This is a genomic window from Curtobacterium sp. MCLR17_036 (assembly GCF_003234445.2).
Taxonomy (GTDB): Bacteria; Actinomycetota; Actinomycetes; order Actinomycetales; family Microbacteriaceae; genus Curtobacterium.
Genome location: NZ_CP126269.1, coordinates 1,515,519 through 1,539,084, shown reverse-complemented (window position 1 = coordinate 1,539,084; position 23,566 = coordinate 1,515,519). Strand labels below are relative to the sequence as shown.

18 protein-coding genes are annotated in these 23,566 nt (G+C 68.9%); 6 read left to right on the top strand and 12 right to left on the bottom strand.

The genetic code is table 11. The features are described from left to right. Positions 1-33 precede the first annotated feature (33 nt). Entirely contained in the window at positions 34-1,710 is a 1,677-nt protein-coding gene (locus tag DEI99_RS07270) for a glycosyltransferase family 2 protein (RefSeq protein ID WP_181434319.1), read from the bottom strand. Between the two features lie 134 nt (positions 1,711-1,844). On the opposite strand from DEI99_RS07270, the gene DEI99_RS07265 reads away from it, so the two are divergent. From DEI99_RS07265 to DEI99_RS07250, 4 genes are all read left to right on the top strand, one after another. After that, a complete protein-coding gene (locus DEI99_RS07265; protein ID WP_111040596.1) occupies positions 1,845-4,532 on the top strand; it encodes a bifunctional glycosyltransferase/CDP-glycerol:glycerophosphate glycerophosphotransferase in 2,688 nt (895 codons plus the stop codon). A gap of 63 nt (positions 4,533-4,595) precedes the next feature. Beyond that, a complete protein-coding gene (locus DEI99_RS07260) occupies positions 4,596-5,744 on the top strand; it encodes an acyltransferase family protein (protein ID WP_111040597.1) in 1,149 nt (382 codons plus the stop codon). Positions 5,745-5,839: 95 nt separating this feature from the next. After that, a complete protein-coding gene (locus tag DEI99_RS07255; RefSeq protein ID WP_181434320.1) occupies positions 5,840-7,432 on the top strand; it encodes a polysaccharide pyruvyl transferase family protein in 1,593 nt (530 codons plus the stop codon). A gap of 70 nt (positions 7,433-7,502) precedes the next feature. Further along, positions 7,503-9,173, top strand: coding sequence for a glycosyltransferase family 61 protein (locus tag DEI99_RS07250; protein ID WP_146247048.1), 1,671 nt, complete (start codon positions 7,503-7,505; stop codon positions 9,171-9,173). A gap of 28 nt (positions 9,174-9,201) precedes the next feature. On the opposite strand, the gene DEI99_RS07245 is transcribed toward DEI99_RS07250, so the two are convergent. After that, entirely contained in the window at positions 9,202-9,915 is a 714-nt protein-coding gene (locus DEI99_RS07245) for an ABC transporter ATP-binding protein (RefSeq protein ID WP_258369176.1), read from the bottom strand. Between the two features lie 11 nt (positions 9,916-9,926). Further along, entirely contained in the window at positions 9,927-10,748 is an 822-nt protein-coding gene (locus tag DEI99_RS07240) for an ABC transporter permease (protein ID WP_111040601.1), read from the bottom strand. 162 nt (positions 10,749-10,910) lie between these two features. On the opposite strand from DEI99_RS07240, the gene DEI99_RS07235 reads away from it, so the two are divergent. Both DEI99_RS07235 and DEI99_RS07230 read left to right on the top strand, forming a co-directional pair. After that, positions 10,911-12,281, top strand: a complete 1,371-nt coding sequence (locus DEI99_RS07235; RefSeq protein ID WP_111040602.1) for a glycosyltransferase — start codon at positions 10,911-10,913, stop codon at positions 12,279-12,281. Further along, positions 12,278-13,735, top strand: a complete 1,458-nt coding sequence (locus tag DEI99_RS07230; RefSeq protein WP_181434321.1) for a glycosyltransferase family 2 protein — start codon at positions 12,278-12,280, stop codon at positions 13,733-13,735. The genes DEI99_RS07235 and DEI99_RS07230 overlap by 4 nt, the downstream gene beginning before the upstream one ends. A gap of 168 nt (positions 13,736-13,903) precedes the next feature. On the opposite strand, the gene DEI99_RS07225 is transcribed toward DEI99_RS07230, so the two are convergent. The 9 genes from DEI99_RS07225 to ftsZ form a co-directional block, all read right to left on the bottom strand. Next, positions 13,904-14,134, bottom strand: a complete 231-nt coding sequence (locus DEI99_RS07225) for a hypothetical protein (protein ID WP_146247049.1) — start codon at positions 14,132-14,134, stop codon at positions 13,904-13,906. 58 nt (positions 14,135-14,192) lie between these two features. Beyond that, positions 14,193-17,675 carry a DNA polymerase III subunit alpha gene (dnaE, locus tag DEI99_RS07220; protein WP_502867024.1) on the bottom strand — a complete coding sequence of 1,161 codons (3,483 nt, stop codon included), beginning with the start codon at positions 17,673-17,675 and terminating at the stop codon, positions 14,193-14,195. Between the two features lie 453 nt (positions 17,676-18,128). Next, entirely contained in the window at positions 18,129-19,052 is a 924-nt protein-coding gene (locus DEI99_RS07215; RefSeq protein WP_111040606.1) for an RluA family pseudouridine synthase, read from the bottom strand. After that, a complete protein-coding gene (lspA, locus tag DEI99_RS07210; RefSeq protein ID WP_181434322.1) occupies positions 19,049-19,729 on the bottom strand; it encodes a signal peptidase II in 681 nt (226 codons plus the stop codon). The genes DEI99_RS07215 and lspA overlap by 4 nt, the downstream gene beginning before the upstream one ends. Positions 19,730-19,731: 2 nt before the next feature. Continuing rightward, positions 19,732-20,433 carry a DivIVA domain-containing protein gene (locus tag DEI99_RS07205; RefSeq protein ID WP_181434323.1) on the bottom strand — a complete coding sequence of 234 codons (702 nt, stop codon included), beginning with the start codon at positions 20,431-20,433 and terminating at the stop codon, positions 19,732-19,734. A gap of 184 nt (positions 20,434-20,617) precedes the next feature. After that, the gene (locus DEI99_RS07200) at positions 20,618-20,914 is read right to left on the bottom strand and encodes a YggT family protein (RefSeq protein WP_071254551.1); all 297 of its coding nucleotides are present in this window, start codon (positions 20,912-20,914) and stop codon (positions 20,618-20,620) included. Between the two features lie 68 nt (positions 20,915-20,982). Then, entirely contained in the window at positions 20,983-21,558 is a 576-nt protein-coding gene (locus DEI99_RS07195) for a cell division protein SepF (protein ID WP_071254549.1), read from the bottom strand. Positions 21,559-21,601: 43 nt separating this feature from the next. After that, positions 21,602-22,327, bottom strand: coding sequence for a YggS family pyridoxal phosphate-dependent enzyme (locus DEI99_RS07190; protein WP_111040609.1), 726 nt, complete (start codon positions 22,325-22,327; stop codon positions 21,602-21,604). Between the two features lie 8 nt (positions 22,328-22,335). Further along, complete coding sequence (gene ftsZ / locus DEI99_RS07185; protein ID WP_071254545.1) at positions 22,336-23,499, bottom strand: cell division protein FtsZ; 1,164 nt, start codon at positions 23,497-23,499, stop codon at positions 22,336-22,338. Positions 23,500-23,566 lie beyond the last annotated feature (67 nt).

The window sequence follows — 23,566 nt, the reverse complement described above, 5'->3', positions numbered from 1 at the left end:
ACATTGTGCAACATCAGGCTCGCGGCTTCGCCGTCACCGTCCCCGTCCGATGGCCCGTCCCAGGAGGCCTCGGACGCCCGGCCGCCGTGTCGGCCGACGGTCGACGAGGAACCGCCAACCGTTCTTGCGGTCTGCGAGCGGTTGGAGCGCGAAGGCCGCATCGACGGGCGGGAGGGGCATCCGAGCGGTCACGACCGGGAACCGACCGCTCACGCCCGGTACCAGCACGTGTACCTCGTGACGGCCGATCCCGAGGTCTCCTGCTGCGACGCGAGCGCTCCACTGGTGCCCATCGGAGTTCCTCTGCAGCGGGACCCGTACCGTGGTGGCCCCGCTGAGTTGGATCACCATCACCGTGGACGGCCCGCTTCCGGGCAATCGGCCCCCGATCAGCAGGCCGTCCGCCGACGACTCGGCGTGCGACACCACCACCGGTACCAGGTGGCGCAGCGCTGCGACGGTCGAGACGAGCGCCGCTTCTCCGCTCGACACCGCTGAAGCCATCGCACTGACGAGCTCGGACTGGCTCGGCACCGGCGTCAAGTCACGCAGACGCGGAAGCCGAGCTTCGAGCCACTCGTCGGGCACCGAGTCAGCGGTGTTGACCAGCACGGGAAGCAGACCGCCCGACGCGAGAGCCGATGCCGTCGTCTCGTCGTCTTCACGGAGCGCCACGACCGCGTCGATCCACGCGCCGAGCTCGTCGACCGCGCTCCCGCTGGAGACTCCGTCGGCGAACGCAGCCGCGGCGGCCCAGTGGTCCGCGAGCGCCAGCGACCAGAGCATCTGCCGGACCGGGGCCGCTGCGTGTGCAGGTGTCGGGATCGTGCGCACGAGCGCGCTGGTCGCGCGGGCGACGGTCCGGATCGCGGCCGCGTCGGGCTTCGCCGCGAGGAATCGCTGCAGGTGCGCCCAGCCGTCGGCGTCGTACACGACTTCCGCGTGCTGCTGTCGCAGGCGTTCGTCGCGGTCGACGAGCAACCGTGCGCAGCGCAGTTCCTGTTCGAGGTAGCGCAGAGTCGACTGCTCATCCGAACGAACGGAGAGCGACGAGGTGTCGCCTCGGTCGCGGTAGAGGTAGACACAGGCGCTGACGACGTCGATCGATCGCGCCTCGACGAAGGCTCGGGTCATCGGCTCGATGTCCTCGACGCTCGCGACATCGGGGAACCGCAACGCCGTATCGTCCCAGAACGACCGCCGGAACAGACGGTTCCAGCAGGCGCGCCCGCCCAGCAGCGGAGCGACTTCGACCGGACGCGCACCGGAGACGTCCCCGTCGAAGGCGTACCAGCGTCGCGTCGGGCTCCACGTGCGGGTGGCCGAGAACTTGAGGTGGTCGCCGATGACCATGTCCGAACCGCTCGACTCGAGCGACTCGAGCATCATCCGGTACGCACCTTCCGGAACGATGTCGTCGGAGTCCGCGAAGGCCAGGTACGTCCCGGTGGCCGCATCGATCCCGTCGTTGCGAGCGGCGCCGGCTGAACCAGCTCCTGACCGGACGACGCGCAGCACCGGATGTGCAGCAGCCCAGGCCTCCAGTATCGAGGAGGTGCCGTCACGCGATCCGTTGTCGACCAGGACGACCTCGAGCCCGGACACGTCCTGAGCGAGGACGGATTCGAGGAACTCCTCAGCCCATGCCGCCGTGTCCTTGACGGGCACGACCACCGAGAGCAGAGGACGGGGAGACGACGATCCTGGCACGCCATGACCGTACCAACGCCGCGGAGGACGCTGGCCCGTCGAGGCTACTGATAATCTCTCGTGGCGCCCGCGACCCCGGTGCGTGCACGGGTCCGACCCCACGGGCTCAGAGGACCCGATCGAAAGGAACGCGCTTGCCACGCGAGTCCCGTCCCACCATCACCGCAGTGATCCCCTGCTTCTCGGTCGCACGGTACCTGCCGGAGTTCTTCAGCTCGCTCGACGCGCAGACTGCCGGACTCGACGGCGTCGAGCTCGTGTTCGTCAACGACGGCTCCCTCGACGACACGTTGGCGCTCGTGGAGGCATGGGCGGCAAGCCGGGACAACGTCATCGTGGTCGACCAGCCGAACGCCGGGCTCTCTGCGGCCCGGAACGCGGGTATGCGCCGCGCTTCCGGGCGCTGGATCACCTTCCCCGACCCGGACGACCGGCTCGCGCCCGAGTACTTCGCCGAAGCGCGGAAGTTCATGGGGCTCTACGACCTGCCGGACCTCACCTTGCTCGGCACACACCAGGTGGTCTGGGACGAGAGTTCCGGAGAGCTCACGGACACCCACCCGTTGCGGCACAAGTTCGCCTCGGGTAGTCGGATCGCCGATCTCCACGTGGAACCGCTCGTCCACATGAGTGCGAACTCCTCCTTCATGCGCCTCGACGTCATCCGTGAGCTCGGTGTCGAGTTCGACCCGGCCGTCCGCCCGAACTTCGAGGACGGACACTTCATCGCGCGGTACCTGCTCCTCAGCGGGACGCACAAGCTCGGTCTCCTGGCATCAGCCAAGTACCACTACCGCACCCGGACCGACGGCAGCTCGCTGGTGCAGGTCAGTTACCTGAAGGAAGAGAAGTACACGCAACTCCTCGAGGCGGGGTACCTCGACCTCCTCCGGACCGCCGAGGAGGTGGTCGGTCGTCCGCCCCGATGGCTCGAGAACGTCCTGCTCTACGAGTTGTTCTGGTACTACAAGAACGAGCGGAAGATCCGATCGATCACGGCCGCAGCACCACGCGCCGTCCTGCCGAGGTTCCACGAACTCGTCGGCGACGTGCTCGGTCGGATCAGCGATGATGCGATCCGGGAGTTCAACGTCATGGGCGTCGAGTACGCCATCAAGGCGACCTTCCTGCACAGCTACCAGGGCAGACCGTGGGCTCCTGAGTACGTGCGGCTGAACGAGGTCGACGAACTCCGGCAAGAGGTCCACCTCACGTACTGGTTCACGGGTCCGAACCTCGACGAGGAGTTCACCGTCGACGACCAGTCGGTCCGGCCCCTGGCCGCCAAGACCGAGGACTTCGAGTTCTACGGAACCGTCACGATGCGTCGGCGGCACATCTGGCTCGCTCGTGGCAGCCGCACGCTCGTCACGGTCGACGGCCGGACACTCCCGAGTGTCCGTTCGGAACAATGGGGACACACGGAGGCCGTCACGATCAGGGACCTCGCCCCGGTCATCCACGACACTCGCCGGAGGGCGACCCCTCGTCTGGGAGCACCCGAGGAGACCGTCCGGCAGCGCACCGGACAGCTCGTCCGTCGCATCCGAGGAGATGCACGGAAGTACCTCTCGAAGCAGGCCCTCGCCGACGCTAAGGTGTCGCGACGCCTCCACCGCAAGGCCACTCGCGAGCGATTCGCCCACGCATGGGCCTTCATGGACAAGGACACGCACGCAGGGGACAACGCCGAGCACCTCTACCGCTGGGTGTCGATCAACCGGCCCGACATCAACTCCTGGTTCATCCTGGACCGAGGATCGCCCGATTGGGACCGGCTCGAGGCCGAGGGATTCCGACTCGTCGAGTACAAGTCGGACGACTGGGTCTCGCTCCTCCTGTCCGCCGACCACCTCGCGTCCTCGCACATCGACCACTACGTCATCCATCCGCTCGACGCTCGACGCTTCGGCAGGTCACACTTCAAGTTCACCTTCCTGCAGCACGGGGTCACGAAGGACGACCTGTCCCGCTGGTTGAACATCAAGCCGATCGACGTCTTCGTCACCGCCACACCTCCGGAGTGGCGGTCCATCGCCGGCGACGGCCCCTTCGCCTTCACGTCCCGCGAGACGGTGCTCACCGGGTTCCCACGACACGACGCGCTCCTGCAGAAACGCGCCGCGCTGACCGACGAGGAGCGCGACTCGATCGTGATCATGCCGACATGGCGTCAAGTGCTCCTCGGTGCGTCGATCCCCGGGTCCAACGCGCGGGCCAAGGGCGAGAACTTCGCGGCCAGCGAGTACGCCCAGCAGTACGGCGCCCTCCTGAGATCGGAACGACTCCGAGCCGTCGCAGAACGTCACGGCAAGCGGATCGTCTTCATGCCGCACCCGAACATGAAGCCGCACCTCGACGAATTCGACGTCCCGTCCTCGGTGTCGTTGCTCGGGTACGACGACAACGACGTGCAGGCAGTCCTGGCTCGGGCGTGCCTGGTCCTGACGGACTACTCGTCGCTGGGTTTCGAGGCGTCCTTCCTGCACCTGCCGGTCGTCTACTTCCAGTTCGACGCTCAAGAGTTCTTCAACGGCATGCACATCGGGCGCCGGGGGTACTTCGACTACGAGCGTGACGGCTTCGGTCCGGTCGCCCCGGACGTCGACGCAGCGCTGACCGCGATCGACGAGTACGCCGAACAGGGCTGGCAGATCGGGACTCCCTACCGAGAGCGCGTGGCTGAGACGTTCACGCTCCGCGACGGACGGAGCAGCGAACGCGTCGTCCACGCGATGGAGGCGGTCTACGGTCGCCGAACGCCGACGACGGCGGCGGTCCCTGGCTCGGTGCGGGACGACGCACCGTTGCGGCAGGCATGACCGAACCGCTCCGCGCCCTGCTGGTGTCATCCAGCGCCGTACTCGACGAGATGATCCGCACCGATGGTTGAAACCGCTCCTGCTCCGCGGTCGCAGTACCTCCCCGGTCAGCAGACCCGGGACCGCTTCGCCCTGCTCGACGGTCTCCGCTTCGCTGCGGCGCTCATCGTGCTCGCGTTCCACTACACGGCGCGGGAGACGAACGCTTGGAGCATCCCGATCGCCGAACGTGCACCGGCCCTGTTCGACGTCACGAAGTACGGCGTGCTCGGGGTCGACCTGTTCTTCGTCATCAGTGGGTTCGTCATCCTCATGACGGCGTGGAACCGCCCGCTGGCCGACTTCACCGCGTCCCGCCTCTCGCGCCTCTTCCCCGCGTACTGGGTGTGCGTGCTGCTCACCGCGATCGTCCTGATCGCCGACGGCCGAGACCTGCTCGTCAGTCGTGTCCTGGTCAACCTCACGATGCTGCAGTCCGCATTCGGCGTTCCGCACGTCGACGGCGTCTACTGGACCCTCTGGGTGGAGATGCGGTTCTACGCACTCATGGCGGTGTTCATCCTGGTCGGCATCACGAAGAACCGGATCATCTGCTTCGCGGTGCTCTGGCCCGTCATCGGTGCGATCGCCGAGACCACGCATCTCGACATCGTCGCCTACCTCCTCGTCTGGCAGCATGCCGCGTTGTTCGGTGGCGGCATGCTCCTCTTCGTCATCGTCCGGACCGGGCACTCGCTGGTCGTCTGGCTCGCCCTCGCGGCGGACATCCTCATGGCGTTCGCCTCGTCGGCGCCGGAACTCGCTGGACGAATCTCGAGCACCACCGGATCAGGCATCCCTTCCGTCGCCGCGTGGGGCGGTGTGCTCCTCTGCTTCGCGTTGGTCGCCCTCGTCACCCTCACCCCGCTCCGCCGGGTGCGATGGCGCTGGCTGTCGGTGAGCGGCGCGCTCACCTACCCGCTCTACCTCCTCCACGAACAGATCGGCTGGTCGGTGATCCGGCACACCGAGCAGTTCGGCTGGGTCAACGCCACGCTCCTCGCCACCGCGGTCTCCCTCGCCCTCGCGATCGCCGTGCACCAGCTCGTCGAACGTCGAGGTGGCCCTGCCCTGCGTCGCGCGCTGCGGAAGGGGTTCGACAGCCCCTCGACCCGACTCCCAGCTGATGACGCGGGACCGGCGCAGGTCAGCGCACGCCACCGAGAACGGTGACGGCCCGAACGCGACTCGTCGGTGATCGGTCGCGCGCTGGTGCACACGGCCTGATGCCTGATGAAAGCAATCCACGAACCAGGAGGACCGAGCGAATGAAGATCGTTGTAGTCGGCGACATCGGCTGGAAAGACCTGTACCACCTCGGCGACGAAGCCATGACGGATGCGGCGATCGAGCTCCTGCGCGCACGCGGCGTCACCGACATCACCGTGACGGCCGGCAACCCGGACATCGCTGCTGCGTTCTACGGCGTGTCGGCTGTCTCGCGCATCGGGTACGTGGGCCGTTGGTCCCGCGCTCGGATGGAGGCTCGGCTCGCTCAGCTCGACGACGAGCTCGAGGCGTTCGAGGACGACGGCGGTGAAGCGAAGGACGCGATCACGGCGATCGCCCGAGCCGATGCGGTCCTGATCGCTGGTGGCGGGAACCTGAACTCCCGACACGTGCAGCACGTCTTCGAACGGGCATCGATGGCCCGCATCGCGCGACACTTCGGCAAGCCCCTCGCACTCACCAGTCAGACGATCGGTCCGGACATCGCAGACGGTGATCGCGCGCTGCTCCAGGAGATCCTCGACGATGCCGTCGTGATCGGCGCCCGGGAGACGGACACCGAGGCGCTCCTCCTGCGCCACGGTGTCGACCGGGCGAAGGTACAGCACTGCATGGACGACGCCCTGATGCTCACCGCGTCCGACGACGACCACTCGGCGATGCAGCAGTACGTCTCCGACCGGTACGTCATCGGTAGCTTCGCGGGCCACTCGAAGGGCACCCATCTCGACGACGACCAGTACTACCGCCTGCTCGCTTCACAGCTCGACGCCGTCGCTGAACGGTTCGACGCTCGGGTCCTGCTGGTGCCGCACGCCGGGTCACTGCACGACGACCGCCGTCGGCACGACATCGGCACCCACGAGGAGATCCTCCGGCGGTCCCGGTCCGGGCGGATCGAAACGCTCCCGATGATCACCGCACGGCAGCTGGTCGCGCTCACCAGCCGCGCGTTGCTCACGGTCTCGAGTCGGTACCACCCTGCCGTCTTCGGACCGGCTGCCGGCGTGCCGTCCTTGACGGTCGTCCCCTCGTACTACTCGTCCGTGCGCATGCGTGGAGCCCTGCGCAACGTCGGGCTCGAGGGGTTCGCGCTTCCCGTCGACGCCGTCGAGAGCGGCACCTTGCAGACGGTCGTCGCGGATGTCCTCGAGCACCGCGAGGCGTTCACCGCACACATCTCGAAGACGGTGCAGACACGGCAAGCCGAGCAGAACCTCTGGTGGGACACCTTGGTCGCCCGGCTCCGCGGCGCAGCTGATCCCCTCGTCACGTTGCAGGAGGTGCCCTCCTGGACCGCTCAGTTCGCCTGGAGCTCCCCTGTCAAGGCGGTGTTCGCCGTCGTCCACCGGCTCTGGGAAGCAGAAGATCGCCTCCGTCGCCAGCGGCAGGAGTTCGAGGATGCCGCCGTGCGCGCTCGCGATGCGCGGGACGAGGCGTCTGCCGCCGAGCGGCAACTCCGTGACGAGCTGCGCTCGTCCCAGGAGCAGGTCGCGCTCGCAGAAGCGGGCATCGCCGAGCGCGGCCGCATCATCCGCGGGCTGCGACGCGACCTCACCGAGGAGCGGGCGAGGCGCGTGGTGCGGGTGGCCGACGCTGTCGCCTCCCTGAAGAAGGCGCTACGGCGCTGACGCCCTCCGGGCAGGCTCCGGGCGCTCGCCCTGGGCGAGGAGCGCCTCTGCATCAGATAGCCTCGTGAGCATGTTTGGAGCCGTCTCGCGCAGGAACCGACGCAATCGACGGCGGGATGACAACGGGTCTGATCGGCTCGATGCGGTCATCGCGGAGCTCCAGGAGCTCCGGCGCCCCGTCGTCCTCATCGCCGGCTCCGGATCGGTGCAGGAGCTGCCGCGGTGGCGACGAGCCTTCGAGTACCGGCTCCACGTGATGACGGAGGGCGAGCTCTCCGACTTCGAGGGGGTGACGGCAGTGCGGACACAGAACAACAACGAGATGGCCGCACACCTGACGTCGATCGGCCCTGTGGCGGCGGTCATCGACGAGCTCTCCTCCACGATCCCCGAGCAGCTGCAACGATGGCAGCGCCTGTTCTTCCACGTGGCGGCCGGGGGCGCGTTCCTCGGGCTGGAGATCCCGACTCCGACGTCCTGGGAAGCGGCGGTCTCCGCACTCGGATCACGACGCATCAGTCCGCGGGAGATCACAGAACTCCAGCGGACCGCTGCGGCGGGTGTCGTGTCCGGAGGCTACGTGATCACCGGGAAGACCCGAGAGCACCTCGTCAAGGTGAAGGACGAGGAGACGCTGGACCTCTTGCCCTCACGTCTCGGAGCGAACAACGTCCGGCTGCTCGGGTCGCGACCCGCAGGTTCGGTGACGACCGCGCTGCAGGTCCACTCGTACGGCTCCTCGTCGGAGCCTCGCCTCCCCGCGACGAGGGCCACCTACCCCGAGTTGACGCTTCGCGAGTTCACCGGTCGCTCGGAGCTCCGCGCCGGGATGCTCGCCGTCAACACGTCGACCGTCCTGCCGAGTTCGTTCAAGCACCCCTGGCGTGCACACAGCACCGAGTTGCGGAACGTGAACGACCGCATCGCAGTCCTGCGCCAAGATGCGGAAGAGCCGGTGCCGCTCGAGGGAGCGTTCTACGACGTCACCAGCGCGGACCCCGGTGACCCCGCTCACTTCTTCACCGAGTCGATCCCGAAGCTCTGGGGGTGGCGCGAAGCCAAGGAGCGAGACCCTTCCCTCCGCGCGTTCTACCGGACCCCGTCCGCTGGATGGCAGGCTGACACAGAGAAGGCGCTCCTCGATGCGTTCGGGATCCGCGGCGAGGACGTGCACTGGGAGCACCGCGCCGTCGCTGTCGAGACCTTCGTGAGCGCGTCCCAGGGCTGGCAGAACGGAGGCAGTCACTTCGCGCACCCCGTCAACCGGGAGCTCTGGAAGCAGCTCCGCTCGGCGCTCGTACGAGCAGACCCATCGAGTCCGGCACGACTCTTCGTGACACGCGGAGCGACCACGGAGACACCCGGCCCGCGGAATGCGGAGGACGTCGAGCGGTTCTTCGGCGACCACGGCTTCACTGTGGTGGACGTCGACGCCATCACCGTGGCGGAGCGTGCTCGTCTCTTCGGGAACGCGACCGTGGTCGCCGGCTTCGCGGGCGGAGGCCTCTACAACATGGCCTTCGCTGAGCACCTCGAGCGGGTCATCGTGCTCTCGCACGAGGCGAACACCGGCCGCAACGAGCACCTCTTCGCATCGATGATCGCCGACGAGATCCACTACTTCTGGTCGAAGCCGGACGTGGAGCAGCCGGAGGACCGCTTCTCGGGAGCCGCCTACAACTCGGCATGGGACTTCGACTTCGCCAGCAACCGGGGCGACCTCGAGCGCATCGTGGGCTGAGCGACGAGAACGGTCGGAAGGCGCGCCGTCAGACCGTCTTGTTGTACGCGGCGACGACGTCCTTCGTCTTGCCGATCATCTTGAGGTCACCCTGGTTCAACCAGGCGACTTCGTCGCACATGTCCTTCACCGTGCTCATCGAGTGAGAGACGAGGATGACGGTGCGGCCGTCCTGCTTCATCTCCCGGAACTTCTCGCGGCAGCGCTTCTGGAACGTGGCATCACCCACGGCCAGCACCTCGTCCACGACGAGGATGTCCGGGGTGACCGCCACGGCGACGGAGAACCCGAGTCGGACGTACATGCCCGACGAGTAGTTCTTCACCGGCTGGTCGATGAAGTGGCCCACGCCGGAGAACGACACGATCTCGTCGAACTTCCGCGCGACCTCCTTGCGGCTCATGCCGAGGATGGAGCCGTTCAGGAAGACGTTCTCACGCCCGGAGAGCTCCGGGTGGAAGCCCGAGCCCACCTCGAGCAACGAGGCCTGCTTGCCACGAGCGGTGATCGACCCCTCTTCCGGCCACAGGATCTTCGCCAGGCACTTCAGCAGCGTCGACTTGCCCGAGCCGTTCTTGCCGATCAGCCCGAACGTCGTTCCGTGCGGCACCTCGAAGGAGACGTCCTTCAACGCCCAGAAGTCCTCGTGCACGGACTTCTTCCCCCGCATCACCATGCTCTTCAGCGAGTCGTTCCGCTCGTGGTACATGCGGAAGCGCTTGGACACGTGTTCGACGGTCACGGCAGCATCGGTCACAGCAGTTCGGCCAGCTTCTTCTCGTTGCGGGAGAACACGACGTAGCCGAGTGCGAGCGACACGCATCCTGCGAGGGCGCACGCGACCAGGTCGGTCCAGTTCGGGAGACGGTTGTCGTACATCAGGTTGCGGAACACCGTCGAGAACCGCTCGATGGGGTTGAGCTTGTATACGTGGATGATCCACGGGTGTCCCGCCTTGTTCGCGGCGTCCTCGACGAGCGACAGCGGGTAGATGATCGGCGACAGGTACATCCACATCTGCAGCGCGATGCCGACCAGGTGCTGCATGTCGCGGAAGTGCACGTTGACGATCGACAGGATGAGCCCGACCCCGGCCGCGAACATCGCGAGGAACACCATCGTGAGCAGGATGAGCGGCAGGAACAGCCAGAAGTTGGACCCGGCGATCGCGAGTGCGATCAACAGCACGCCCATCTCGACGAGCCAGGTGAAGCCGAAGGAGCCGACCGCCGCGAGCGGCAGGGTCATGCGCGGGAAGTAGACCTTCTTGATGAGCGAGCCGTTCGCCACGATCGAGGTCATGCCGGAGTTGATGACGTTCCGCGCGAAGATCCAGGGCAGCAGCCCGCACATGAGCCAGAGCGGGTAGATGTTCAGACCGCTGGGATCGCCCACCTCGAGCCGCGCGCGGAAGATGAACGAGTACACGATCGTGTAGATCAGCATCGTCGCGAGCGGGTTGATCAGCGACCACAGCTGGCCGAAGACCGTGCGGCGGTACTTGCCCTTGACCTCGCGCGCGGTGAGGTTCGCCAGCAGCTCGCGCGACGACATGAGCTCGTTCAGGTACGTCATGCTTCGGGTGCTGGCTCCTCCGGAGCGCAGGGACGCTCCTGATCGGATGGGGGACGAGGCATTCTCGCACAGGCGCCAGACGAATCCCCCGCATCGCGCTGTCGAACCAACAAAACGTGTCGAGATGACGAACACTCGGCCAAACGTTTGTAGAGTTGCACAGTGCTCGTCAGCTTCGCCAACCACTCGACGGCGCCCGTCAACCTCGGTGGTGCGGAGCGCTCGCTGTTGCGGTTCGTCGAGGACTGGCTGGCGACCGACCCGACGATGACACCGACCTTCGTCACGAAGGCTCCTCGCGGCAAGTTCATCGAGGCCCTCGACGAGCGCGGCTGGTCGTACGACGCGCTCCGGTTCCGCGGCTGGGCACTGCCGAGCCCGCAGCCCGCGCCCGCCGCCGAGCGGGCCGCGTTCGCCACCGTCGACTACGCCGCGGTGAACGCGCTCATCCGCCTGTACGAGCGTCAGCGGCCGGACCTCGTCGTGACGAACACGCTCGTGGCGCCGTGGGCGTCGTTCGCCGCCGCGGTCCTCGGCATCCCGCAGGCCTGGTTCGTGCGCGAGTACGGCGACCTCGACCACGGGCTGCAGTTCCAGACCGGACGTGCCGGCGTCCTCGGCGACATCGGGCTGCTGGCCGGTGCGGTCGTGACGAACTCCGAGGCGATGCGCGAACACCTCGCCCGGTACATCCCGGCGGACAAGCTCTCGGTCGCGTACCCCACCGTGGACAGCGAGCGGCTCCGTGCGACGCGGACCGACGCCCCGGCGGTCGCCCCGTTCCCCCAGGCCGACCCCGGACTCCGCATCACCGTGGTCGGACGGGTCGAGGAGTCGAAGGGCCAGCACCGCGTCGTCGACGCGCTCGGCGCACTGCGCGCTCGTGGGGTGACGGCGAGCGTCTGCTTCGTCGGCAGCTGGAAGCACCCCGGCGAGGACCAACGCCTCACCGACCGCGCCCGCGCCCTGGGCGTCGCCGACCATGTGGTGTTCACCGGCGAGCAGCGCACACCCGCTCCCTACGTCGAGGCCGCGGACGTCTGCATCACCCCCTCGACGATCGAGGCGTTCGGTCGCACCACCGCCGAGTACATGACGCTCGGCAAGGCGGTCGTCGCGACCCGCCAGGGCGGCAGCGCCGAACTGGTCGAACCCGGCGTGACCGGTGCGCTCGTCGACGCCGACGACACCACTGCGCTGACGGACGCCCTCGCCGCGTACGCGGCCGACCCGGCATCGGTCAGGAGGCACGGTGCGGCTGCCCCGGACCGTCTCACCGCCGTCATGGGTGCAGGACACGACAACGCGGCCGCGATCGCGCGGCTCGTCGCCCTGGTCGGGACCGAGGGCTACCGACTCCCCCAGGCCGCGCGCTACTGGTTCGAGCTGCCGGGCGCCTACGCCGCCCTCGGCGCCACGAGCGCGAGGGCCGCGGTCGGCCTGCTCGCGAACCGGGTGCGCACGCGGTCCGGCCTGGTCGGCCGGGTGTTGGCGCGGCCGGGTGCCGCTGTCCGGAAGCTCGTGCGCCGGTGACCCGCGACGAACGCCGTCCGGTGACGATCGTCGTCCCGATCTACGACGACCTGCCCGGCCTCGAGCGCTGCATCGAGGCGCTCCTCGACTCGGTCGACTTCACGACCGACCGGGTGCTGCTCGCCAACGACGTCGGGCCCCGCGTCGACGAGATTGAGGCACGGGTCCTCGAGCTGGTCGGCGACCACGACGGCTTCGAGTACACCCGCAACCCGCGCAACCTCGGCTTCGTCGGCAACTGCAACCGCGCCGTCCTCGAGCTCGACCGCACCGGCAACGACGTCCTGCTGCTCAACAGCGACACGGTGCCGCTGCCGGGCTTCCTCGACGAGATGACCGCCGTCCTGGCTTCGGACGACACGATCGGCGTCGTGTGCGCCCGGAGCGACAATGCGACCATCGCCTCGTTCCCGTACGCGCGACGCAACCCGCGGGCGAACCTGTCGCCGCGCCGCACCCGCGAACTGCACGGACGGACGAAGTACCTGCTGCCGCGTTCGACGGTGTCGCCCGTCGCGATGGGCTTCTGCTTCCTCATCCGCCGCGAGATGGTCGACCGCTTCGGCCTCTTCGACGAGCGGTTCTCCCCCGGCTACGGCGAGGAGAACGACTTCTGCCTCCGGATCAACGAGCAGGGCTTCACCTCGGTGCTCGCCAACCGGGCCCTCGTGCTGCACACCGGTTCGACGAGCTTCAGCGGCGACCGCGGGCCGGCCCTCCGGCTCGAGCACGAGCGCATCCTGCTCGAGCGCTACCCGTTCTACGCCGGCGCCGTGGCCCTCTTCCTCGCCCGGCACCGCGACGCCGTCGACGTCTTCGCCGACGCCTTCATGCCCGACGACGACGTGGTCCGGGTCGCCCTGCACCTGCCGGAGGACCTGACGGACTCCGTGCTGGCGTCCGCGCGCGCCACCCTGGCCGCGGCTCCGGAGGACGTCGTCGTCACCGTCATCGTCGCGAAGTCGCAGATCCGTGCCGCCCGCCAGGCGTTCCCGGGTGCCGCGATCGCGGTGAACGGACGCCCCCGCCAGATCTTCGACGTGGCCGTCGCGCTCGGCGCCCTGACCACGTTCGGCCAGCTGACGGCGCTCAACGCGAACGCTCCGCGCTGGATCCTCGTCGACCCGGTGGCGCACGACCTCCGGTGGTCCCACGCGGTGGCGAACCACCGGGCCGCCGCAATCGACCGCATCCAGCGGCGGTTCGAGAACCAGACGACCACCTGGCGCAGCGGCGAAGACCTGGTGGCACTCGTGCGCACCGCCGCGTCCACCGAGATCGACGTGGAGTCGCTCCGGGCGCGCTGGCTCGCCGTCTCCGACATCGCCGAGGCCACCGGCCTGCTCGTGCACCGCGCCACGGTGTCCCTGCGGCGGCTCACGGCACTGAGCTTCGGCGCCCGGAACCCCCGCGTGGTCGCGCGCATCCGGGCGATCACCGGCCGCGGCGCCTGACGCGACCACGACGTCGGCCTGGGCGTTCCTCGCAGGGCCGAGCCGGGCCTCCCGACCGACCGGGGGCGACCGCCTGACCGGAGGCGACCGGCCGACGGCGTGTGACCGGCCGACCGGAGGCACCCGGCCGACGGCGGGCGGCCAACCGAGTGGCCGCGACCGGGGTCCTCAGCCGCTCGCCGACCAGGCGTCGCGCCAGGCCTGCGCGTTGCGCTGGGCCGTCTCGTTGCTGCTGGTGGACGCGTCGGTCGGGTCGGTGAGCGTGGCGTTGACGGTCGAGGAGCCGCCCGTGGTGTCGGTCGGCAACCGGATCTGCAGGTCCGCACCGTCCAGGCGGAGTGCGCGCAGCGACCGCGCGAGCGCCGGGAACACCGCGGTCGACCCCACCGAGACACGCACGCCGGCCTGCCCGGCCGCGGTGCTGGGTAGTGTGCTCGCTCCCCCGCCGCTCGACCGATCAGACCAGGCAGCGCGGGCCGAGCAGGCTCTTCAGCTCGCCGAACAGGTCCGGTGTCAGGTTCACCGGGAACGGCAGCTCGAAGGTCCGGGCGACGTCGTCCTTCAGGAGCTTCAGCCGCACCTCGGTCTCGCCCTGGTGCCGGCCGAGGACGGCTGCGAGCTCGGTCACCGTCGTCGTGGTGGCCTGCCGCTCGGGCAGTGACAGGGTCAGCGGACCGGAGCCCATCCCGTCGCCGATCGCCGGCTGGAACATGCTCACCGCGTGCAGCGCCTTGCCGTCGTCGCGCACGTTGACCCGACCACGCAGCACGACGATCGAGTCGGCGACGAGGGACGGTCCGAACTCCTGGTAGGTCTTGCCCAGGAACATCACGCCGATCTGGCCGCCGAAGTCCTCGATGTCGACGATGCCGTACGGGTTGCCGCTCGACTTCGCCACCCGGTGCTGCACGCTCGTCAGCAGCCCCGCGACGGTGACCGTCTCGCCCTCGATCGAGTCGTCGGCCCCGATGAGGTCGGCGATGGTGATCGACTGGTGCTTGGCGAGCTCGATCTCGAGCCCGGCGAGCGGGTGGTCGGACACGTACAGGCCGAGCATGTCCCGCTCGAACGCGAGCTTGTCGCGCTTCGACCACTCGGGGCGGTCGGGCACCTGGGACACCGCGGCGGCGGACGGCTGTTCCTCGGCGACCTCGGCGAAGAGCGAGTCGAAGTCGAAGCCGACGTTGCCGTGGGCCTCGTCACGCTTGACCTTCACCGCGCCTTCGACGGCGCCCTCGTGGATCTCGACGAGCGCGCGCCGGGAGTCGCCGAACTCGTCGAACGCCCCGGCCTTGATGAGCGACTCGACCGTGCGCTTGTTCGCCGACGAGATCGGGATCTTGCGCAGGAAGTCGTGGAAGGACTCGAACGCGCCCTTCTCCGTTCGCGCCTGCACGATGTCGTCGACGACGTTGAACCCGACGTTGCGGATCGCGCCCATGCCGAAGCGGATGTCCTCGCCCACGGCGGCGAAGAAGCCGATCGACTCGTTGACGTCCGGCGGCATCACCTTGATGCCCATCCGGCGGCACTCGTTCAGGTACAGCGCGAGCTTGTCGCGGGCGTCGCCGACGCTCGTCAGCAGCGCGGCCATGTACTCGGCCGGGTAGTGCGCCTTGAGGTACGCCGTCCAGAAGGAGACCACGCCGTACGCCGCCGAGTGCGCCTTGTTGAAGGCGTAGTCGGAGAACGGCAGCAGGATGTCCCACAGGGTCTTGATCGCGGCCGCCGAGTAGCCGTTGTCCTGCATGCCCTTCTCGAAGCCGGCGTACTGCTTGTCGAGCTCGGACTTCTTCTTCTTGCCCATCGCGCGGCGGAGGATGTCCGCCTGGCCGAGGGAGAACCCCGCGACCTTCTGCGCGATGGCCATGACCTGCTCCTGGTAGATGATCAGGCCGTAGGTGCCGCCGAGGATCTCCGCCAGGGGCTCCTCGAGCTCCGGGTGGATCGGGGTGATCGGCTGCTCGCCGTTCTTGCGCAGGGCGTAGTTCGTGTGCGAGTTCGCACCCATCGGCCCCGGTCGGTACAGGGCGATGAGCGCGGAGATGTCCTCGAAGTTGTCGGGCTTCATGAGGCGCAGCAGCCCGCGCATCGGTCCGCCGTCGAGCTGGAAGACCCCGAGGGTGTCGCCGCGCTGCAGCAGCGCGTAGGCCTCGGGGTCCTCGAGGCCCATGGTCTCGAGGTCGAGGTCGATGCCGCGGTTCGACTTGATGTTGTCGAGGGCGTCACTGATGATCGTGAGGTTCCGCAGCCCCAGGAAGTCCATCTTGATCAGGCCGAGCGACTCCGCTGCCGGGTAGTCGAACTGCGTGACGATCTGGCCGTCCTGCTCCCGCTTCATGATCGGGATGATGTCGATGAGCGGGTCGCTCGACATGATGACGCCGGCCGCGTGCACGCCCCACTGGCGCTTCAGCCCCTCGAGCCCGAGTGCGGTGTCGAAGACGGTCTTCGCCTCGGGGTCGGTCTCGACCACGGTGCGGACGTCGACGGCCTCCTTGTAGCGCGGGTGGTCCTTGTCGAAGATCCCGGTGAGCGGGATGTCCTTGCCCATCACGGGCGGCGGCATCGCCTTCGTGAGCTTCTCGCCCATGCCGAACGGGAAACCGAGCACGCGGGACGAGTCCTTCAGCGCCTGCTTCGCCTTGATCGTGCCGTAGGTGACGATCTGCGCGACGCGCTCCGACCCGTACTTCTCGGTGACGTACTTGATCGCCTCACCGCGGCGCCGGTCGTCGAAGTCGACGTCGAAGTCGGGCATCGAGACGCGGTCCGGGTTGAGGAAGCGCTCGAAGATCAGGCCGTGCCGGATCGGGTCGAGGTCGGTGATGCGCATCGCGTACGCCACCATCGAGCCGGCACCGGAACCACGGCCGGGACCGACCCGGATGCCGTTGTCCTTCGACCAGTTGATGAAGTCGGCGACGACGAGGAAGTACCCCGGGAAGTTCATCTGGTTGATGATGCCGACCTCGTAGTCGGCGCGCTCCTGCACCTCGGCCGGGATGCCGCCGGGGTAGCGGTACTGCAGCCCCTTCGCGACCTCCTTCTCGAACCACGTGTGCTCGGTCTCGCCCGCGGGGACCGGGAACTTCGGCATGTAGTTCGCCGCGGTGTCGAACTCGACGTTGCACCGCTCGGCGATGAGCAGCGTGTTGTCGCAGGCGTCGGGGTTGTCGCGGAAGACGTGCCGCATCTGCTGCGGGGTCTTCAGGTAGAACTCGTCGGCGTCGAACTTGAAGCGGTTCGGGTCGTTCAGCGTCGAACCGGACTGCACGCAGAGCAGGGCCGCGTGGGACTTCGCGTCGTGCGAGTGCGTGTAGTGCAGGTCGTTCGTGCCGACGAGCGGGATGCCGAGGTCCTTCGCCAGGCGGATGACGTCGCTCATGACCCGGCGCTCGATGTCGAGCCCGTGGTCCATGATCTCGGCGAAGTAGTTCTCCTTGCCGAAGATGTCGCGGTAGTCGGCAGCTGCCTGGCGCGCTTCCTCGTACTGCCCGAGGCGCAGGCGCGTCTGGATCTCGCCCGAGGGGCAGCCCGTCGTCGCGATGATGCCCTCGTGGTACTCCTGCAGCAGCTCGATGTCCATGCGGGGCTTGAAGTAGTAGCCCTCGATCGAGGCCTTCGACGACAACCGGAACAGGTTGTGCATGCCCGTCGTGTTCTCGGCGAACATCGTCATGTGCGTGTACGAACCCGCACCGGACACGTCGTCGCCGCCGCCGTCGCCCCAGCGCACACGGGTCTTGTCGGTGCGGTGGGTGCGGGGCGTGATGTACGCCTCGGTTCCGATGATCGGCTTGACGCCGCCGGCCTTCGCGGCCTTCCAGAACTCGAACGCGCCGAACATGTTGCCGTGGTCGGTCACCGCCACGGCGGGCATGCCCTGCGCAGCCGTCTCGGCCACCAGGTCGCCGAGTCGGGCAGCGCCGTCGAGCATCGAGTACTCGCTGTGCACGTGCAGGTGGACGAAGGAGTCGGAATCCGCCACGGAGCCTCCGGTCGAACGGTCTTGCTGCTGGGTCCGACAAGCCTAACCGCGGCCGAGGACAATCCCGCGCGTGTCCGTCGCCCCGGCGCACGAGGTCGCGCGACACGCCGCTGGACGGCGCCGAGGTCGCACGGACTGCCGGTCGGCGGCGTCGCGGGCGGCAGGATGCGCGCCCTCGCGGCGCGACGCGGACCACGCCGCGGTGCACCGGACAGGAGGCGCGGGGCGGCGTCGACCCGCGCCTCCCGTCCGGCAGGCGGTCGGGACACGCGCGGGGCGCGACTCCGAGCGGGCACGACGCGCCGTGAGCGGGACGTCCAAGGGGCACGATGTGTCTCCTAGAGACGCTCCGGACGACACATCGCGCCCTCTCGCCGAGCGAGCGCCGGCGTCCCGGCCCGCCTACGCGGCGCGGATGCGGTCGAGCGCGGCCTGCAGGTCGTCGGGGTAGGACGCCTCGAACGACACCCACTCCCCCGTGCGTGGGTGCGCGAAGCCGAGCCGCACGGCGTCGAGCCACTGCCGGGTGAGGCCGAGCTCCGCGGCGAGCACCGGGTCGGCGCCGTACATCGTGTCGCCGACCAGCGGGTGGCGGGTGGCGGCCATGTGCACGCGGATCTGGTGCGTGCGACCGGTCTCCAGGTGCACCTCGAGCAGGGTCGCGGCGCGGAAGGCCTCGAGGGTCTCGTAGTGCGTCACGCTCGGCTTGCCGTCGGCCGTGACCGCGAACTTCCAGTCGCTCGACGGGTGCCGGCCGATCGGCGCGTCGACCGTGCCGGACGTCGGGTCGGGGTGGCCCTGGGCGAGGGCGTGGTAGACCTTCTCGACCGTGCGCTCCTTGAAGGCGCGCTTGAGGTGCGTGTACGCGAGCTCGGTCTTCGCGACGACCATCAGGCCCGAGGTGCCGACGTCGAGGCGGTGCACGATCCCGGCACGCTCGGCGGCACCGGACGTCGCGATGGTGAACCCGGCGGCCGCGAGCCCCCCGGGCACGGTCGGGCCGTCCCAGCCGGGCGACGGGTGCGCGGCGACGCCGACGGGCTTGTCCACGACGACGATGTCCTCGTCGTCGTGGACGACCGTCATCCCGGGCACGACGGCGGGGACGATGCGCGGCGGCTCCTTCGGGGACCACTCGACCTCGAGCCACGAGTCGGCGTGCAGCCGGTCGGACTTGTCGACGGTCACGCCGTCGACCCGCACGCCACCGGCCGCGACGACGTCCGCGGCGAAGGAGCGGCTGAAGCCGAGGAGCTTGGCGATGGCGGCGTCGACGCGCTCACCGGCGAGCCCGTCGGGGACGGGCAGGGAACGGCTCTCGGTCACGTGGCGTCGTGCCCCAGGGTGTCGCGTCGGTCGTGCTGCTCCGGACGGGAGGCCCGGTCCGGCTCCGGCGCGTCGGCTGCGGTCGGCGCGGGTGCGAACGCGGCACCACCGTCGAGCGGCGCGGCCGGGTCGGTGCCCGCTGCGGCGGCACGCTTCGTCGACACCGTGCGGGTGCCGTCGAGGTTCACGCCGAGGACCACGAGGAGCACGAAGACCACCATGCTGATGCAGATGAACGAGTCGGCGACGTTGTAGATCGCCGGCATCATCCACGGCGTCGAGATGAAGTCGACGACGTGGCCGCGCGCGAAGCCCGGCTCACGGAACAGACGGTCGACCAGGTTGCCGAGCGCGCCGCCGAGCAGCATGCCGAGCACGATGGCCCACCACATCGACCGGATGCGGCGGGCGAAGACGATGATGCCCACGACGACCGCGGCCGAGATGACGGAGAAGACCCAGGTCATGTTCACCGCGAACGAGAACGCGGCACCGGGGTTGCGCACGTACAGGAACTGGAGTGCGCCACCGAGGACGGGTACGGGCGTGCCGTACGGCAGGTTCGCGACGACGAGCGCCTTCGCGATCTGGTCGGCGGCCACCACCACGACAGCGGCGAAGGCCAGGCCCGCGATCGCGCGGGCACTGACCTTCGCCGGTGAGGTCGGACGGGACAACGTCAGTTGCCGAAGCCCTGCGCCGATGCCGGCGCCGGGGCGAGGCCCGAGGACTGCTCGCCCGAGGAGTCGAGCTCGGAGAGCTGCCCCTGGATGTAGCTCTTGAGCTGCGCACGGTAGTCGCGCTCGAAGGTGCGGAGCTCGTCGATCTTGCCCTCGAGCTGCGTGCGCTCCTGGTCGAGCACCGCGACACGCTGACGGTTGGTGTTCTCGGTGTCGGCGATGATCTGGCGCTGCTTCGCCTCGGCCTCGGAGACCAGGCGGGCGGCCTGCGCGGTGCCCTCGGCAATGAGCGCGTCGCGCTTCTCGATGCCCTCGCGGACGTGCTCCTCGTGCAGACGACGAGCCAGCGTGAGCAGGTTCGTGGTGCCCTCGGTGTCCTCGTCGGCGGGGGCCGTCGACACCGGAGCGGCGGCGGGCGCCGGAGCGGCGGCGACCGGAGCGGGCTCCGGTGCTGCCTCGACCGGGGCGGGCTCGGGCTCGGCGGCCGGAGCGGGCTGCTCGGACTTCTCGAGCGACGGCGCGGGGCTGGCCGACTCGGCCGCCTGCAGGCGCTGACGGAGCTCGTCGTTCTCCGCGGTCAGGCGACGGAGCTCGACGACGACCTCGTCGAGGAAGTCGTCGACCTCGTCCTGGTCGTAGCCCTCGCGGAACTTCGTCGGCTGGAACCGCTTGTTGACTACGTCTTCCGGCGTCAAAGCCATTGCCGTCACCTCAATAGAACTGCTGAACGTGTGGAACCACTTCGGGTCGGACCGAATCTACCAGTCGTACCGGGTGGTGCGGATGCCACGCAGGCGCGGCATCGATCCCGACCACCGTACACCGACGGTGGGGCGGAGCCGTGCCGTCCGTGCGGCGTGGCGCGTGTCGCGATGACCGGGGTCGTCAGACGACCGCGGCCAGGAAGGGCATGAGACGCATGAGGATGATCGTCACGAGCATGACGATCGTCCACCCGAAGTCGAGCGCGATCGGCCCGAGTCGGAGCGGCGGGAGCACCCGTCGGACGGCCCGGATCGGCGGGTCGGTCACCGTGTACACGAACTCGGACACGACGAGCAGCCCGCCGCGCGGACGCCAGGAGCGGTTGAAGCTCTGCACCAGGTCGAGCGCGAACCGGCCCCACATCACCAGGAAGTAGAGCAGCAGGACGTAGTACAGGAGCGTGAAGATCGCGGACACGGTGTGGCTCGCTCGTCTCGTGCGAGTGCCGTCCGGGGACGACGCTCAGGGGCGGGTGCGCCTGGGACTCAGGGCTGGGCGAAGAAGTTCGCCTCGATGTCGGACTCTACCTCAGCCGGCTCACCGCTCACTGCGACGTGGGCGGGCGAGAGCAAGAAGACCTTGTTCGTGACGCGCTCGATCTTGCCGAACAGGCCGAGCGAGAGCCCGGAGGCGAAGTCGATCATGCGCCGCGCGTCGCCCTCGGTCATCTGCGAGAGGTTGATGATGACGGGGATCCCGTCGCGGAAGCTCTCGGCGATGGACTGCGCGTCCTTGTACTCGCGGGGGTGGACGGTGAGGATCTCGTTCATTTCCTGGACCGGGGTCGCCTTCTGTGCGGTCGTGTTCGCGCGGCGGAGCGGGGTGACCTGGGCGCCGCGCTGGTGGGTGTGCGTCTTCGTCGGGGCCGGCGCGGCGGCAGCCGGAGCTGCTGCAGGCGCGGCCGCCGGGGTCTCCGGAGCGGGGGCGGCGGCCGGGGCAGCAGCCGGAGCGGCCGCGGCCTGCTGGCGTGCGGGTGCCTGCTGCGGCTGCTCGTCCTCGTAGTCGAGTTCCTCGTCGGCGAGGCCGAGGTAGACCATCGTCTTCTTCAGCGGGTTGGCCATGGTTCCTCCGGAGGTGTCTGCTCGTGGATGCCCTGAGTCGAGGCTAGGGCGCGACCGGCCGGTTTCCCGTGATTGCGGTGCCGATCCGCAGGTGTGTCGCGCCCTCGGCGACTGCGTCGGCGTAGTCGCCGCTCATGCCCGCCGAGATGTCGGTCGCCGTCGGCTCGAGCGACACCACGCGGTCGGAGATCGCGCGGAGCCGGGCGAAGGCGCGACGCGGTTCCTCGTCGAGCGGCGCGACCGCCATGACCCCGCGCAACCGGATCGTCCCCGTGCCGAGCACCCGGCCGACCATCGCCTCGACGTCGTCCGGCTGGACGCCGCCACGGCCGGGGTCGTCGGTCAGGTTCACCTGCACGAACCCGTCGACGATCCGCGGCGACGGCTCGGCCTCGGTCGGGGCGAAGGCGTCGACGACCGAGTCGCGGTCGAGCGACTGCACCACGTCGGCGTACCGGCGGACCTGACGGGCCTTCTTCGACTGCAGCTGCCCGACGAAGTGCCAGGTGAGCGGCAGATCGGCGAGCTCCGCAGCCTTCGCCTGCGCCTCCTGGTGGCGGTTCTCCCCCACGTCCGTGACGCCCAGTGCGGCGAGCTCGCGCACCAGCGAGGCAGGGTGGTACTTGGTCACGACGACGAGTGTCAGCTCGTCCACCGAGCGCCCCGCGGCTCGCGCCGCGTCGGCGATGCCTGCCCTGACGGACGCAACGCGCGCCTCCAGTCCGTCGCCGTGGGACGAGGCGGTCTGGAGGCGCGGTTCGGCTGCCAAGGAGACGGTTACTTCAGGAAGTCGGGGACGTCGAGCTCGTCGGCGTCGTCGTCGAAGGCCGGGTCGGCGGCGCGCTGCACCGGCGGCTGGTGCTCCTGCGAGGCCCAGGACGGGCTCGACGTGCTCGAGTCCTCGATCGCACCGGTCGACGCGGCGACGGGGACCGTCGCGCTCGACTCGGGGTCGACGTAGCTCGAACGACGCTCCTTCTGCTGCGTGGTGGGTTCGCCACCGTCGAAGCCGGCGGCGATGACGGTCACGCGGACCTCGTCGCCCAGGGTGTCGTCGATGACGGCACCGAAGATGATGTTCGCCTCGGGGTGGACGGCTTCCTGCACGAGGCGGGCCGCGTCGTTGATCTCGAAGATGCCGAGGTTCGAGCCACCCTGGATCGACAGCAGCACGCCGTGCGCGCCGTCGATCGAGGCCTCGAGCAGCGGCGACGCCACCGCGAGCTCCGCGGCCTTGATGGCACGGTCGGCACCGCGCGACGAGCCGATGCCCATGAGCGCGGATCCCGCACCCTGCATGACGCTCTTCACGTCGGCGAAGTCGAGGTTGATGAGACCCGGGGTGGTGATGAGGTCGGTGATGCCCTGCACGCCGGCGAGGAGCACCTGGTCGGCGGTCGCGAAGGCCTCGACCATGGAGATGCCACGGTCGCTGATCTCGAGCAGGCGGTCGTTGGGGACGACGATGAGCGTGTCGACCTCGTCCTTCAGCCCGGCGACGCCGTTCTCGGCCTGGGACTGGCGGCGCTTGCCCTCGAAGCTGAACGGCTTCGTGACGACACCGATGGTGAGCGCGCCGATCGACTTCGCGATGCGCGCGACGACGGGAGCACCACCCGTGCCGGTCCCGCCGCCCTCGCCGGCGGTGACGAAGACCATGTCGGCACCAGCCAGGGCTTCCTCGATCTCCTCGGCGTGGTCCTCGGCGGCACGACGGCCGACCTCGGGGTCCGCGCCGGCACCGAGGCCGCGGGTGATCTCGCGGCCGACGTCGAGCTTGACGTCGGCGTCGCTGAGGAGCAGCGCCTGCGCGTCGGTGTTGATCGCGATGAACTCGACCCCACGCAGGCCGAGCTCGATCATCCGGTTGACGGCGTTGACGCCGCCGCCGCCGACACCGACGACCTTGATGACGGCGAGGTAGTTGTGGTTCGTGGTCACGTCAGTCAGGCCTCCGGTCGAACCCTCAACCTCTACTTGAAGTTCAGGGGCAATGCTGGTAGATGTG